The 13,788-nt window shown below is 74.6% G+C and carries 13 protein-coding genes; 5 read left to right on the plus strand and 8 right to left on the minus strand.

The window, feature by feature from the left end; genetic code table 11:
* Positions 1–664 precede the first annotated feature (664 nt).
* From EDF40_RS11240 to EDF40_RS11270, 7 genes are read right to left on the minus strand one after another with little or no spacing between them, the layout of a single operon-like run.
* Positions 665–1,369, minus strand: coding sequence for an SDR family oxidoreductase (locus tag EDF40_RS11240; protein ID WP_123339608.1), 705 nt, complete (start codon positions 1,367–1,369; stop codon positions 665–667).
* A 35-nt stretch (positions 1,370–1,404) separates the two neighbouring features.
* On the minus strand, positions 1,405–2,787 hold the full coding sequence (locus tag EDF40_RS11245) for a PfkB family carbohydrate kinase (protein WP_123339879.1): 1,383 nt from the start codon (positions 2,785–2,787) through the stop codon (positions 1,405–1,407).
* Positions 2,788–2,846: 59 nt separating this feature from the next.
* Positions 2,847–3,467, minus strand: a complete 621-nt coding sequence (locus EDF40_RS11250; RefSeq protein ID WP_123339609.1) for an SIS domain-containing protein — start codon at positions 3,465–3,467, stop codon at positions 2,847–2,849.
* The gene (locus EDF40_RS11255) at positions 3,464–4,822 is read right to left on the minus strand and encodes a glycosyltransferase (protein ID WP_123339610.1); all 1,359 of its coding nucleotides are present in this window, start codon (positions 4,820–4,822) and stop codon (positions 3,464–3,466) included. The genes EDF40_RS11250 and EDF40_RS11255 overlap by 4 nt, the downstream gene beginning before the upstream one ends.
* The gene (locus EDF40_RS11260) at positions 4,819–5,820 is read right to left on the minus strand and encodes a glycosyltransferase (RefSeq protein WP_123339611.1); all 1,002 of its coding nucleotides are present in this window, start codon (positions 5,818–5,820) and stop codon (positions 4,819–4,821) included. Before EDF40_RS11260 ends, EDF40_RS11255 begins: the two co-directional genes overlap by 4 nt.
* Positions 5,821–5,873: 53 nt before the next feature.
* Complete coding sequence (locus tag EDF40_RS11265) at positions 5,874–6,950, minus strand: glycosyltransferase family 9 protein (RefSeq protein ID WP_260212672.1); 1,077 nt, start codon at positions 6,948–6,950, stop codon at positions 5,874–5,876.
* On the minus strand, positions 6,947–7,513 hold the full coding sequence (locus EDF40_RS11270) for an HAD family hydrolase (protein WP_123339612.1): 567 nt from the start codon (positions 7,511–7,513) through the stop codon (positions 6,947–6,949). The genes EDF40_RS11265 and EDF40_RS11270 overlap by 4 nt, the downstream gene beginning before the upstream one ends.
* 100 nt (positions 7,514–7,613) lie before the next feature.
* On the opposite strand from EDF40_RS11270, the gene EDF40_RS11275 reads away from it, so the two are divergent.
* From EDF40_RS11275 to EDF40_RS11285, 3 genes are all read left to right on the plus strand, one after another.
* Positions 7,614–8,606, plus strand: coding sequence for a glycosyltransferase family 9 protein (locus tag EDF40_RS11275; RefSeq protein WP_123339613.1), 993 nt, complete (start codon positions 7,614–7,616; stop codon positions 8,604–8,606).
* Between the two features lie 50 nt (positions 8,607–8,656).
* Positions 8,657–9,013 carry a PRC-barrel domain-containing protein gene (locus EDF40_RS11280; RefSeq protein WP_111084060.1) on the plus strand — a complete coding sequence of 119 codons (357 nt, stop codon included), beginning with the start codon at positions 8,657–8,659 and terminating at the stop codon, positions 9,011–9,013.
* Positions 9,014–9,147: 134 nt separating this feature from the next.
* The gene (locus EDF40_RS11285; protein ID WP_185002993.1) at positions 9,148–10,092 is read left to right on the plus strand and encodes an SGNH/GDSL hydrolase family protein; all 945 of its coding nucleotides are present in this window, start codon (positions 9,148–9,150) and stop codon (positions 10,090–10,092) included.
* Here the strand turns inward: EDF40_RS11285 and EDF40_RS11290 are convergent.
* Positions 10,040–10,936 carry a universal stress protein gene (locus EDF40_RS11290; RefSeq protein ID WP_123339615.1) on the minus strand — a complete coding sequence of 299 codons (897 nt, stop codon included), beginning with the start codon at positions 10,934–10,936 and terminating at the stop codon, positions 10,040–10,042. The genes EDF40_RS11285 and EDF40_RS11290 overlap by 53 nt on opposite strands.
* A gap of 163 nt (positions 10,937–11,099) precedes the next feature.
* On the opposite strand from EDF40_RS11290, the gene EDF40_RS11295 reads away from it, so the two are divergent.
* Both EDF40_RS11295 and EDF40_RS11300 read left to right on the plus strand, forming a co-directional pair.
* Positions 11,100–11,573 carry an NUDIX domain-containing protein gene (locus EDF40_RS11295; RefSeq protein WP_260212673.1) on the plus strand — a complete coding sequence of 158 codons (474 nt, stop codon included), beginning with the start codon at positions 11,100–11,102 and terminating at the stop codon, positions 11,571–11,573.
* A 95-nt stretch (positions 11,574–11,668) separates the two neighbouring features.
* On the plus strand, positions 11,669–13,744 hold the full coding sequence (locus EDF40_RS11300; protein WP_123339616.1) for a collagen binding domain-containing protein: 2,076 nt from the start codon (positions 11,669–11,671) through the stop codon (positions 13,742–13,744).
* Positions 13,745–13,788: the final 44 nt, after the last annotated feature.

A 13,788-nucleotide genomic window follows, 5' to 3' on the forward strand; every position in this document is an offset into this window, starting at 1 on the left:
CCGTGCGCACGTCCCCACCCCGTGCGCCGCTGACCGCTGCGTGCGGCGCCACAGGCGCGCACCACGCCGGCAAACCCGCACCAGTTGGCGCAAGCCGCACCGTGCAGGCAACGTGACAAGACCGCCGGACGGGAGGCCCGGCGCACGACCGGCACCGCGCCTCCCGGCCGCACCGTGCGCACGTCCCCTCGCCGTGCGCGGCTGACCGCTGCGTGCGGCGCTGCAAGCGCGCACCACGCCGTCAACCCCGCACCAGACGACGCAAGCCGCACCGTGCGCACGTCCCCACCCGGTGCGGGGTTGACCGCTGCGTGCGGCGCCACAAGCGCGCACCACGCCGTCAAATCCGCACCAGACGACGCAAGCCGCACCGTGCAGGCAACGTGACAAGACCGCCGGACGGGAGGCACGGTGCCAACCCGGCACCGCGCCTCCCGTCCGCACCGTGCGCACGTCCCCACCCCGTGCGCCGTTGACCGCTGCGTGCGGCGCTGCAAGCGCGCACCACGCCGTCAACCCCGCACCAGACGACGCAAGCCGCACCGTGCAGGCAACGTGACAAGACCGCCGGACGGGAGGCCCGGCGCACGACCGGCACGCGCCTCCCGGCCGCACCGTGGCGACGACCAACGCGCCAGGCAGCGGCGCGGCGCGCAGCGAGCGCCTACGGCCAGCTCGGCTCCGTCGCGGGCATGATCGACAGCTCCCGGATCTCGCAGCCGGCCGGCTGCGACAGGGCGAAGAGGATCGCGTTCGCGACGTACTCCGGCTCGATGAGCTGCGCGTCCGGACCCGGCTTGTACTGCTCGGTGCGGTCGGCGAAGAAGTTCGTGCGCATGCCGGCCGGGATCACGTTGGTGACACCGATGCGGCCGGCGGTCTCGGCGGCCAGGGCCTGCGAGAAGCCGCGGACGCCGAACTTCGACGCCGAGTAGGCGGTGCCGTCGCCGACGCCGCGCAGGGCGAGCGAGGACGAGATCGTGATCACACGTCCGTGCGCTGCCTCGAGGGCGGGCAGTGCGGCGCGGACGACCGAGGCGGTGCCGATGAGGTTGACCGCGACGATCTTCTCCCAGTTGCCGGAGGAGATCGCGTCGATCGGTGCCGGGGTGTCGATCCCCGCGGCGGTCACGACCGCGTCGAGTCCGTCGTGACGCTCGGCCGCCTGGCGGACCGCCTGCTCGACCGCGTCGGTGTCCGACACGTCGACGGCCACGGCGTCGATGCCCTCGGACACCGCGTCGACGCGCAGGTCGAGGACGATCGGGGTGCCGCCGGCCTCGACGACCGCGGCGACGACCGCTGCGCCGAGTCCGGAGGCGCCGCCGGTGACGAGGACGCGGCCGATGGGGGTGGTGGGGACGGGCATGGACTTCCTTCCGTAGGGGCGTGGATCCGTCGGGCTCAGCCGACGTGTTCGAGGGCCGCGGCGAGCCGGGTCGTCGAACGGCCGGGGTGGAACGGGACGGTGACGACGCGTCCGCCCCACTCGGCGAGGGTCGCGGCCTCGGGCAGCTCGCTCGCGGTGTAGTCGCCGCCCTTCGCCCAGACGTCCGGGCGGAACCGGCGGAGTGCCTCGTCGGGGGTGTGCTCGTCGAACACCACGACGGCGTCGACGCAGTCCAGGGCGAGCAGCAGTTCGACGCGGTCGTCCTGGGTCATGATCGGCCGGTCCGGACCCTTGAGCGCCCGGACCGAGGTGTCCGAGTTGAGGCACACGACCAGGCAGTCGCCGAGTGCCCGCGCCGCCGACAGGGTGCGGGCGTGCCCGGCGTGCAGCAGGTCGAAGCAGCCGCCGGTCGCGACGACGGTGCCGCCGGCGCTCCGGACCTCGTGCACGGTGCGCAGCGCGTCGTGGTCGGCTCCGGGCACCCGGAGCGGCGCGGGGCCGTCGTCGGCGAAGAGCGCGGTGACGCCACCGGCAGCCAGGTACTCGGAGGCCGCGACCACGCCGGCGGCGACGGCGGCGGGGACGTCCGCTCCACCGGCCAGCGCCACGGCGACACCGGCCGCCAACCGGTCGCCAGCGCCGCACGGGTCACCGGCGGTGACGGAGGGCGCTGGCACGAAGCGGCTGTCCGAACGGTCGTCGGCGAGGAGTGCTCCGCGGTCGCCGAGCGTCACCGCGACGGCGCCGACGCCCCACTGCTCGACGAGGGCCGCGGCGGCCACGGTCGCGAAGGGCACGGTCGCGACGGGCACGCCGTGCCCGTCGACGTCGGTGAACCTGCGGGCCTCGGCGGCGTTCGGGGTGGCCACGGTGATTCCGGGCACGGGTGCGGCGCCCTTCGGGTGCGGATCCCAGACCACGGGGGTGTGCTCGGCGACGCGCGCGAGGGCCTCCCGCAGCGCCGGAGCGGCGGCGACCCCGCGACCGTAGTCGGCGACGACGATCGCGTCGGCGCCGTCGAGGGCGGCGGTCATGGCGTCCGTGGCCTCGGGCACGGGCGGGGTCGCACAGCCCTCGTCGATGCGGACGAGCGCGTGGTCGACGACGCGCACGCGGGTCTTCACCGGCGTCGGCGCACCGGAGGGCCCGGCGACCACGGTGACGTCGGGGAGCAGGTCGCGGAGTTCCTGCGCGCGGGCGTCGTCGCCCAGGACGGTGACCAGGGTGACGTCGTGTCCGTCACGCACCAGCATCGTGGCGACGAGTCCGGCACCCCCGGCGCGGCGGTCGTCGGTCGTGACGTCGACGACGGGCACGGGTGCGTCCGGGCTGAGCCGATCGCTGGTGCCGGCCACGTCGACGTCGAGCAACGTGTCGCCGACGACGACGATCCGCAGGCGACGACCCGCCGCGCGGTGGGGCCCGGCCGGTCGCTGCGCGGCCGGTCGCTGCGGCGTCATCGCCGTACCCCGCGGCGCAGTGCGGGCTCCATCGCTCGGCACAGGGCGTGCACGAGCACGAGCTGCGCCTCCTGCACGTTGGCGGACGGCCCCGCGATGCAGATCGCGTCGTCCACCGCCTCGGCCAGGGGGTTCGGCCGCGGCCCGGTCATCGCGATCGTCCGGGCACCGACGGCGCGGGCGGCCTCGGCGGCGCGGAGCAGGTTCGGGCTCCTGCCGCTGGTCGACAACAGCACGACGACGTCACCCGCCCGGGCGTGCGCCGACACCTGTCGGGCGAAGACCTGGTCGAAGCCGTAGTCGTTGCCGATCGCCGTGACGGCTGAGGTCTCCGCGTGCAACGAGATCGCGGAGTAGGCGGGGCGGTCGCCGTCGAAGCGTCCGGTGAGCTCCGAGGTCAGGTGCTGCGCCTCGGCGGCCGACCCGCCGTTGCCCGCGGCGAGCAGGCGGCGACCGGCCACGAGCCGGGCCGCGATGTCGTCGGCCCAGGCGGCGATGTGGTCGTGGTGGTCGACGAGCGAGGCGATCACGGGGACCGAGGCGGCGACGTGGTCGAGCACGATGCGTGCACTCGCGGTGGTGTGCTCGTCGATGCCGGGCTGCTGGTCGATGGTCATCGGGCGGTCCTCTCGGTCGGCTGTGCGGCACGCGGGACCCGTCCGGCGTGGGTGGTGGTGCGCGTCGGCGCGCCCGCCGTGGCGGTGCGCTGCGGTGCGCTCGCCGTGGTGGTCGGTGCGGCCACGGCGACGGCACCGGCCAGCAGCCGCTCGTAGAGGCGCTCGCTGTCCGCGGCGACCTTCTGCCACGTGTACCGCGACTCCGCGCGTGCACGGCCGGCCCGGCCGAGGGATCCGCGGCGGTCCGGGTCGTCGAGCAGGGCACCGACGGCCTCGGCGACCTCGGCCTCGTCGCGCGGCGGGACGTGCAGGCCCGTGCCGTCCTCGACGACGGTGTCGATGAGCCCACCGACACTCGACGCGACGACGGGTCGACCGCAGGCCATCGCCTCGAGCGGGACGATGCCGAACGGCTCGTACCAGGGTGCGCAGACCACGACGTCGGCGCTCCGGTACACGGCGGGCATCTCGTGCTGTCCCAGCTGTCCGCGGAAGGTCACGTGGTCACGGACCCCGAGCGACCGGGCGAGCGCGTCGAGCCGCTGGTACTCGGGGTCGTCCACCAGGTCGGCCCCGGCGACACCGGCACCGCCGACGACCACGAGTTCCACGTCGCGCCCCTCGGCGACCAGGGCGGCGAGGGCGGCGATGGTCGTGCCGACGCCCTTGCGCCGGACCAGCCGCGACACGGTGAGCACCCGCTGCGGACGGCCGCGCTCCTCGACGGGCCCGTCGGGGCGGAACAGCGCCACGTCGACGCCGCACGGCACGACGGAGATGCGCTGCAGGGGGACGCCGAGGGCCTTGAGCTCGAAGGCCTCGTCGGAGCACGTGGCGACGACCTGGTCGGCGCTCCGTCCGACGGCCGGTTCGAGCCACTCGCGCTCGGCGGGACTCGTGTCGGCCGAGCCCTGGTGCCGACGCTTCACGACGCCGAGCGCGTGGAAGGTCTGCGCGACGGCGATGCGGGTGCCGCCGGTCCGGGCCTGCACCTGCGCGACGGCGTCGAGTGCCGCGTGCCCGGACATCCAGAAGTGGGCGTGCACGACATCGGGCCGGTCCACGAACCACTCCGCGGCGAGCACCGACGCGAACGTCCCCATGAAGGGGAACAGCTCGTCCTTCGGCACGTGCCGCGCCGGACCGGCGTCGACGTGCACGACGTCGACCCCCGGTCGCAGCGGCACCCGGACCGGCGCGGATGCGTCGTCACGCCGGGTGTAGACGGTCACCTGGTGCCCGCGGTCCGCGAGCGCCCCGGACAGTTCGGCCACGTGGACGTTCTGTCCACCGGCGTCGACACCGCCGAGCACGGCGAGCGGGCTCGCGTGCTCCGACACCATCGCGATCTTCATCGGAAACTCCCCTCGAACGCGGCGCCAGCGGCCCGCTCGCGTCGGGCGCCGCGGGTCACGGCGTCGTCGAGCAGGTCGTCCCAGTCGGCGGTGAAGCGGCCGAGCGCGTGCCGTGCGAGCACGGCCTCCCGCGCCACGGCACCCCGTCGGCGCGCCTCGTCGGGGTCCTCGATGAGGATCCGGGAGGCCCGCACCAGCTCCTCGACGTCGGTCGCGATCGCGCCGGCCTCGCCCGGCACCGTGCGCGCCGCGTCCGTCGTCGCGAGCACCAGGACCGGCATCGCCAGGTGCATCGCCTCGAGGAGGGACAGGCCGAGCGAGGTCCACCGGTTCGGGTGGACGTACGCTCGGCGTTCGGCGAGGGCCGTGTGCATCGGGTCCGAGGGCACGTCACCGCGGGCGACCAAGGCGTCGCCGAAGCCGAGCTCCAGCAGCCGTTCGGTGCCCATGCCCCACACGTCGACGGGTGCCACGGCCGCGAAGCGGGGGAGCAGGTCGGTGCCGACGACGCGGTCCCGACGGACGGGCTCGTTGATGACGACGCCGAGGCGGTCGAGCGAGCCGGTGTAGCGCGGACCGGGGTCGACGACGCCGTGTTCGACGACCGTGGTACGCGTGGTGCCGCAGTCCCACATGAGCGCGTTCCAGTGCGTGACGTGCGCGATGGTCAGGTCGTCGCGGTCGCGGAACGGGTGCAGGCTGTCCGGCACGTCGACGCGTGGCGCGTTGTGCTCGACGAAGACGATCGGCACGTCGCGACCGGCCAGCAGGCGCTTCGCGGCGTCGAGTTCCTCGGTGCGTTGCAGGACGACCACGTCGACCTCGGCGCTGGCGACGTCGGCGGGGTCGATCTCGATCGCGGACGCCGGCCAGGCGCGCCCGCCACGACCGAGGCCCCAGGCGTCGCGCGCCGGCGTGGTGGGGATCAGGTACTCGTGCGGGCCGCGGACGAACGCGTCCATCCAACCGCCGTGCACGTGCCAGACGAGGATGCGCATACGGGGCCTTTCGGTCGGTCGGACACGAGGAGAAGGGGGAGCAGTGGCGGACGCTACGCAGCGCCTTCTGGCGCGCTCCGCAGACTTCTCGGTTCCATCCGCGAAGCGCGGTCGAGCAGCCGTTCGTGGGCTGCGAGCACGTCCTCGATGCGCACCGTGGACAGGCACGGGTGCCCCGCGACGGGGCACTCCCGGGCCCGGCTGAGCCGGCACGGCGCGGCCTGGTCCCCGAGCAGTTCGACCAGCGGTGCGTACGGTGCCCACCGGACGGCGGGGACGACGGGCGAGAAGAGGCTGACGATCGGTGCGCCGACCGCCGCGGCGAGGTGCGCCGGCCCGGTGTTGCCGACGACGACGACCTCGGCACCGGCAAGGACCGCGGCGAGCTCGGCGGGCGTGGTCCGACCGCCGAGGTCGATGCCGGTGGCGCCGGCGACGGCGGCGGTGAGGTCGCGTTCCCCGGGGGAGCCGGTGACGACGACGGGCACGCCACGCCCGGCGTAGGCGGCGACGAGCTCCCGGTGGTGCGACGCCGGCCACGACCGGGCGGGGACGCTGGCGCCGGGGTGCACGACCACGTACCGTCCCAGCCCGGCCACGGACGGGGGTGCGACGGCGTCGTGACGCACCACGAGCCTCCCGTCGTCCCCCGGCGGCAGCCGGAACCCGGCCGCGTCGGCGATCCGCAGCGCACGCTCGGGTTCGGGGACGTCCTCGGGCAGGTCCTCGCCGGGTCGCAGGCGGACGTCGAGGAGCGACCCCGGGTGGTCGACCGAGGCCCCGGAGACGCGGGGGACACCGGCGAGGCGGAGGAGCAGCGCCAGGGGCAGCGGCGACTGGTGGAACGAGGTGAGGACGACCGCTTCGTCGGGTCGCTCCTCGGCGACGAGCGCACGGAACTCGGCGAGCACGGCGTCGTCGATCGGCCGCGCGGTCTCGGTGACCCAGGGCGCTGCCCACACCCGGACGCGCTCCACGCCGGGCAGCAGCTCGGCTGCCGGGGCGCCCTGCGGCCCGCACAGCATCGTGACGTGCGAGGCCCCGGCGGCGACGGCGCGGACGGCGGGGCCGGCGACCAGGACGTCGCCGAACGAGTCGAGGCGCGCCACCAGGACGCGGGGACGGCTCACGCCCGGTCCGTCTCGACGGTCGACGGTCCGGCCGCGGCGATCACCAGGTCGACGGCCTCGGCGAGGGTCGCCGCGACGGTCTCGGCGTCGTCGACCTCCTCGGGCCGCGTGCGCGGGGTCGGCACGAGCACGCCCTGCGCCCCTGCGGCCCGCGCCGCCTGCACGTCGGCGCCGATGTCGCCGACCAGCACGAGCGCCTCCGGCGGGACCCCGAGTCGCTCGGCGGCGTCGAGGACCATGCCCGGCCGCGGCTTCCGGCAGGCGCAGTCGTCGCCGGCGTCGTGCGGGCAGACGCACCAGACGTCGAACGGTCCGACGAGCGCGTCCACGCGGGCGTTCGTCGCGTCGACCTGCTCGCGCGTCGCCAGGCCCTTCGCGACCACGGACTGGTTCGTGACCACGCCGAGCAACAACCCGGCTGCACGAGCCCGCTCCACGGCGCGACGGGCACCGGGGACGGGCACCACCAGGCGCGGGTCGGCGTTGTACGGGACGTCCACGACGAGGGTGTCGTCGCGGTCGAAGAGCAGGCCGCGGATCGCGCGGTCCGGTGCGAGGGGCATGGCACCGGAGTACCGGTCGGCGGCCGCGTGCCGGTTCAGGACAGCCGGGGAACGCGCCCGCTGCCCACGCCACCAGCGGGCACCGCCTACCGTCGCGCCCGTGACCGCACTCGAGACCCTGCCCGCCGCCGACGGACGCCCGGAACTCGTCGTCCTCCGCGCCATCAAGCTCGGCGACCTCCTGGTCGCCGTCCCCGCGCTCCGCGCCCTGCGACGGGCCTTCCCCGACCACCGCATCACCCTCGCGACCACCGCGTGGCTGGCACCCGTCGTCGAGCTCGTCCCCGCCGTGGACGTCCACCTGGCGCAGCACGGCCTCGACCACCCGATCAACGTCCCCGCCGGCACGGTCGACGTCGCGGTGAACCTGCACGGCGCCGGCCCCGAGTCGTCCGACCTCATCGCTGCCCTGCAGCCCCGTCGGGTCATCGGGCACGCCGACCCGACCCACGGCTACGACGGTCCCGAGTGGCCGACGGACGTGCACGAACGCGACCGCTGGGCGGACCTGCTCACCTGGCACGGCGTCCCCGCCGACGCCGACGACGTGGCCGTCGACCGCCCGGCGGCACCGCCCGTGGTCGCCGACGCCGCGGTCGTCCACGTCGGTGCCTTCCACGGGGCGCGACACTGGCCCACGGACCGCTTCGCCGACGTGGTGCGCGGACTGCGGGAGCGCGGTGCCGACGTGGTCCTGACGGGAGGCGCGGACGACGTCGTCCGTGCACGTGCCGTCGCGGACGTGGCCGGCCTGGCGCCGGGGGCGGTCCTGGCCGGCTCCCTGGAGCTGCAGGAGTTCGCGGGCGTCATCGCCGCGGCACGGCTCGTCGTCACCGTCGACACGGGTGCGGCGCACCTCGCGACCGCCTACGGGGTGCCGTCGGTGGTGCTCTTCGGCCCGGCGCCGCCGGAGGCCTGGGGACCGCCCGCGTCGGGTCCGCACATCGTCCTCACCGATGCCTCGGTCCGGCGTGGCGACGTCTTCGCCGAGGACCCCGACCCGGCGATCCTGGCGGTCGGCGCGGCCGACGTGCTCGCCGCGGTGGACCGGCTCGACGTGCTCGGGGTGACCGCACAGGCGACCGACCGGTAGCGTCGACCGAGAGCCACCCGGACCCACCGGGCACTCGGAAGGAGTCCTTCGTGTTCGAAGCCGCCAACATCCGTGACTGGATCGGCCTGCCGGTCGTCGACGAGGCCGAGGACAAGGTCGGGACGCTCGAGAGCATCTACTACGACACCGCCACGTCCGAGCCGGCGTTCGGTGCGCTCACGACCGGGATGGTCGGCTTCCAGAAGCTCGTGTTCGTCCCCCTCGTCGGGGCGACCGTCGCGCCGAAGCACCTGCGCGTGACCTTCCCGAAGAAGCTCGTGAAGGACGCACCCTCGATCGCGACCGACGGTGAGCTCGACGCCGCGACCGAGCCCGAGCTGTTCCAGCACTACGGCCTCGAGTACCGCACGGGCAGCGGCGGCGAGCGTCGCCTCGGACGCCGCTGAGGCCGGAACTGCTCCGCATCACCCGCCGACCACTGCGCGCCGCCCTGGCGGTGGTCGGCGCCGTCTGTCTCGTGGCGGCGGGCCTCGGCGGGTCCGTCGGCGCGCCGCCGGCCTCCGCGGCGCCGATGTGGCCGGTGCCGGAGCCGTACCCCCTGACCGCCGACCCCGCCGAGACGCTCGACGCGATCCCACCGGGCAGTGAGTACGTGGCGCTCGGCGACTCCTACTCGGCCGGGTACGGCCTGGGGGACCGCACCGGGCTGCCCTCGAACGCCTGCGTGCAGTCGGCGCGCGACTACCCGCACCGGCTCGCGGCGCAGTTCGGGCTCGACCTGACCGACGTCACCTGCTCCGGCGCCACGAGCGACGACGTCACCACGGGCCACCAGTTCAAGGGCGTCCCGCCCCAGATCGAGTCCTTGTCCGACCGCACCCGACTGGTGACCCTGACGATCGGCGGCAACGATGCGGACCTGTTCGGCACGGCGGCCTCGTGCTTGGCGATCTCCGCGGACGGCCCGGTGTTCTCGGGTCGCGACGCCCCGTCGTGCGAGAGCACCCTGGTGCACGACGGTGTCGACCAGCTCGCCGTGAAGATCCAGTCGCGCGTGGCCCTCGGCATCGCCGACACCCTGGGCGCCGTGCAGCGGGCCGCCCCGAACGCCGTCGTCGTGTTCCTCGGCTACCCGGCGATCTTCCCGGACGCCGAGGACACCCCCGCGAAGGGCTGCTTCCGGTCCGCACTCGACCTCGGCACCCTGGCGGGCTCGTTCCCGTCGGACACCTACCCCTTCACGGACACCGACGTCGAGTACCTGCACGGTGTCCAGGACGAACTCAACGAGGTCTCCCGATCCGCTGCCGCTGCCGCCGGGGTCCGGTTCGTCGACGTCTTCGCGAGCACGCAGGACCACTCGCCGTGCGCCGCGTCGAAGCGCTACGTGGCCGGGGTGACGCTCACCGGTTCCGGTGACCTGCGGAAGATCGACCTGAAGGCTGGGGCCCTGCACCCGAACGAGCGCGGCGTCACGTACCTGACCGCGCGGATGGCCGCCGCGATCCGCGCCCTCGCCGGCTGATCCCACCGGCGGTCTCGGTCGCCGTGGCCGCTCGGCTGTCCGCGTGCGCCGCCGGCGGGACCACGCAGACCGGGGCTGCCGTCTCGCGGACGACGTCGTGGAGCAGCGAGCCCGAGAGTGCGCGCACGTGGCCACGGCCGAGCACCACCAGCGACGCGCGGCGGGTGTGCGACGCGATCGCGTGCCCCGGGTGGCCCTCGACCAGCAGCGGACGGATGCGGAGTGACGGGTACCGCGCGGCCAGCACGGACGTCACCCGCTGCAGCAGCTCGGCGTTGCTGGTGCGCCACCGGAGTGGGTCCTCGGCGAAGTCGGTCAGCCCGGTCCGGGTGAGCACGGGCATCTCCCACGCACGCAGGAGCGTCAGCCGTCGGTTCCGCCGGACGGCCTCGTCGACGGCGATCGACACCGCACGTTCGTCGATCGGGTCCTCCACCGCGAGCACCACGTCACCGTCGATCGGGTGCGGACCCTCCGGCACGACCACGGTCGGGACGGCAGCACGCTCGGCGACCCGCGCCGGGTCACCGCCGGCCGTCGATCCGCGCCGGTGGCGGAAGCTCCCGATCACGAGCAGGTCACCGCCGTCCGACTCCTCGACCAGGGCTGCGGCGAACGGGCCCGCGTGCCGGTGCACCTCGACCGCCACACCGGGCAGGGCCGTCCGCGCAGCCTCGGCGAGCTGATCGGCGACCGGCGTCCGACCCTCCAGCGCGTGGTCGGCGCCGATGATCCGCAGCCGCTCGACACCGGCACCGGCGCGGGCCACGATCCACCGCAGGGCCTCGTCGTGGGGCATCGCCGCATCGGCGGCCAACGTCACCGTCGTCCATCGCTCGTCCATCCCGATCGGCCTCCTCCGTCGCAGGCTTCGGGGGCGTCACCTGGCGCTCCGTGCGCCACACGGTACTCCGGACGGGGGCGGTGGAACCGGCCGTGCGCGGCGGTGACCGCGGGCGGCGGACGTGGGCCGGGCCTCCCGTCCGACGCCGCGTAGTCTCGCGGGCGTGGTGGTGAGCGCCGGACTGTTGCTGCACCGGACCGGTCCGGCCGGGCCGGAGGTCTTCGTCGCGCACATGGGCGGGCCGTTCTGGCGGAACCGGCCACGTGCCTGGTCGATCCCGAAGGGACTCGTCGAACCCGACGAGGACCCGCTCGCGACGGCCCTGCGTGAGTTCGGTGAGGAGATCGGGGTCCCTGCGCCCGTGGCCGCCGACGACGTCACGGACCTGGGCGAGTTCCGGCAGGCCTCGGGCAAGCGCGTGCGGGTGTTCGCCGCGCCGGCCCCGGGGTTCGAGGTCGCCGTCGTGCGGAGCAACACCGTCCGGCTCGAGCTGCCACGTGGCTCGGGACGGTTCGTCGACGTGCCGGAGGTCGACGACGCCCGGTGGGTGCCGGTCGCCGAGGCGCGGGAGATGCTCGTCGCGGGCCAGGTCGCCGCGGTGGACGCGCTGCTCGTGCTGCTCGACGGACCCGCCTGAGTCACGATGTGGTGTCGGTGTGGACCGGGTCCGCGCCGTCTGGATAGCCTGCACGGACGTCGGGGCACGCCGGCGTCATCACCAGGGGAGTACACATGCGGCGCTGGCGCGCGGTCACGGCGGGGCTCACCGCCCTCGCACTCGGAGCAGGACTCGCGATCGGCGGTGCGACGAGCGCCTCGGCGGAGCCCGCGGGCAACTGGGGCACGTTCACCCTGAGCGGGGCATCGAAGGCGTACACGGGCACGATGACGTTGCCCGGGTTCCCCGCCACGACGTTCACCTCGAACTCGCGGCAGTCGACCGTGATCAGCGGGGCGTCGACGTGGCAGTCGGCGGGGACGCCGGTCGGTGGGGTCTACGGCACGAGTCGTGCGCAGACGTACATGAACCAGCGGCCGCAGGCTGATCGTCCCAACGGGGACTCGGCCTCGACCACCACCTACACGTTCGACGGCGCGACGCCCGGCGCGCAGAGCTGGTCGTTCGTCCTCGGGGACATCGACGCCGACCAGGCGACGATCTCGGCCACGGTGGCCGGCGGCGGTGCGGCGACCGCCGAACAGCTCGGGTACCAGGGCTCCTACAACTCGTGCTCGGCATCCAGCCCTGCCGGATGGTCCTGCTCGCCGGATCCGGACGGCACGACCGGTCAGGACCAGCCGACCTGGGACGCCGCCACGCGCACGCTGACCGGCAACGCCGCCGCGTCGGACACCGCGGGCGCCTCGGCCTGGTTCACGCCGACCGCGTCGCTGACGAGCCTGACCATCACGTACCAGCAGCGCAGCGGGTTCCCGGTGTACCAGACCTGGTTCGCCAACCGCACCGCGGCGATCAGCGGCACCGCGACCCTCGACGGCACCCCGATCCCGGGAGCCACCGTCACCGTGACCGCACCCCGCGGCACCGTGTACACGACGACCACCGACGACGACGGCAACTACGTGTTCCCGCAGTTGCCGGTGATCGCGAACTACCGCGTCGAGATCACCCCGCCGGCGGGTGCTGACGGTGACGCCGTGGCGACGGGTGTCTCGCTCGCCGTCTCCGGCACACCAGGTGGCGTCGACAAGACCGCCGACTTCGCGTTCACGTCGCCGGACGACACGACGTCCGTCATCGGGACGGTGACCGACGCGGAGGACCACCCCGTGGCGAACGTGCCCGTCGTCATCGACGTCCCCGGGGGCGACCCGATCGAGACCACGACGAACAGCGACGGCGTGTACACCGCGTCGGACCTTCCCGCGGACACCGCCGTGGAGGTCTCGGTGGCCGGTGAACCGCCCGTGACGATCACCACCGGTGACGCCGGTGCAGCACCGGTCGAGCCGGAGCCGATCATCGCCCCGCCCGCCGTGATCGCGACGATCACCGGCATCGTCTCCCTCGACGGGACGCCCGTGCCCGCCGGCGTGGTCGTCGAGCTCCTCGACGAGTCCGGAGCCGTCGTCGGTTCGACCACCACCGACGCCGACGGTCGCTACACCTTCGCCACGTCTGCCGGTACCTACACGGTCCGCACGGTGGTCCCCGCAGCGGGTGCGACCGGCAATACCGCCAACACGGACGTCACCGCCACCGCCGGCACCAGCGTCACGTCGGACCTGCCGTTCGAGACCCCCGCCGCGCCCGAGGTCGTCACGACCGACCAGCCCGGCACCGTGGTCGACACGAACGGCGACCCGGTCGCCGGCGTGGACGTCGTCGCGACGCCGACCGACCCGGAGGCCGGCCCGCCGGTGACCGTCACCACCGACGACGACGGCACGTTCGACCTGGTCGACCTGCAGCCGACGACTGAGTACACGATCACGGTCGACGTCGACGGCGCCACTCCGGCGACCGTCGTCACGCCCGAGGACGGCGCTGCGACCCCGCTCGCCTTCGTGGTCGAGGCCGCGGTGACCCCGGTCCCGTCGCCGTCGCCCAGTGCGCCGACGCCGAGCAACTCGCCGACCGCGGTTCCGACCGTGCCGGCTGCCGGAGGCTCGGGCAACGCGCCGGCCGCTGGTTCGGGTGACGTCGGTGACGGCGGGCCGCTGGCCTACACCGGTGCTGACCTCAAGCCCGGGCTCATCGCGGCCGGGGTGCTCGTGCTGCTCGGTGCGGCGCTGCTGACGTTCCGCGCGGTGCGCAACCGTCGCCGGAGCCACCTGCAGGACTGATCGGTCACGACGAAGGGCGGGCCCGGCGCGATGCCGGCCCGCCC

This window comes from Curtobacterium sp. PhB170, assembly GCF_003752345.1.
In the GTDB taxonomy this organism is placed as follows: domain Bacteria; phylum Actinomycetota; class Actinomycetes; order Actinomycetales; family Microbacteriaceae; genus Curtobacterium.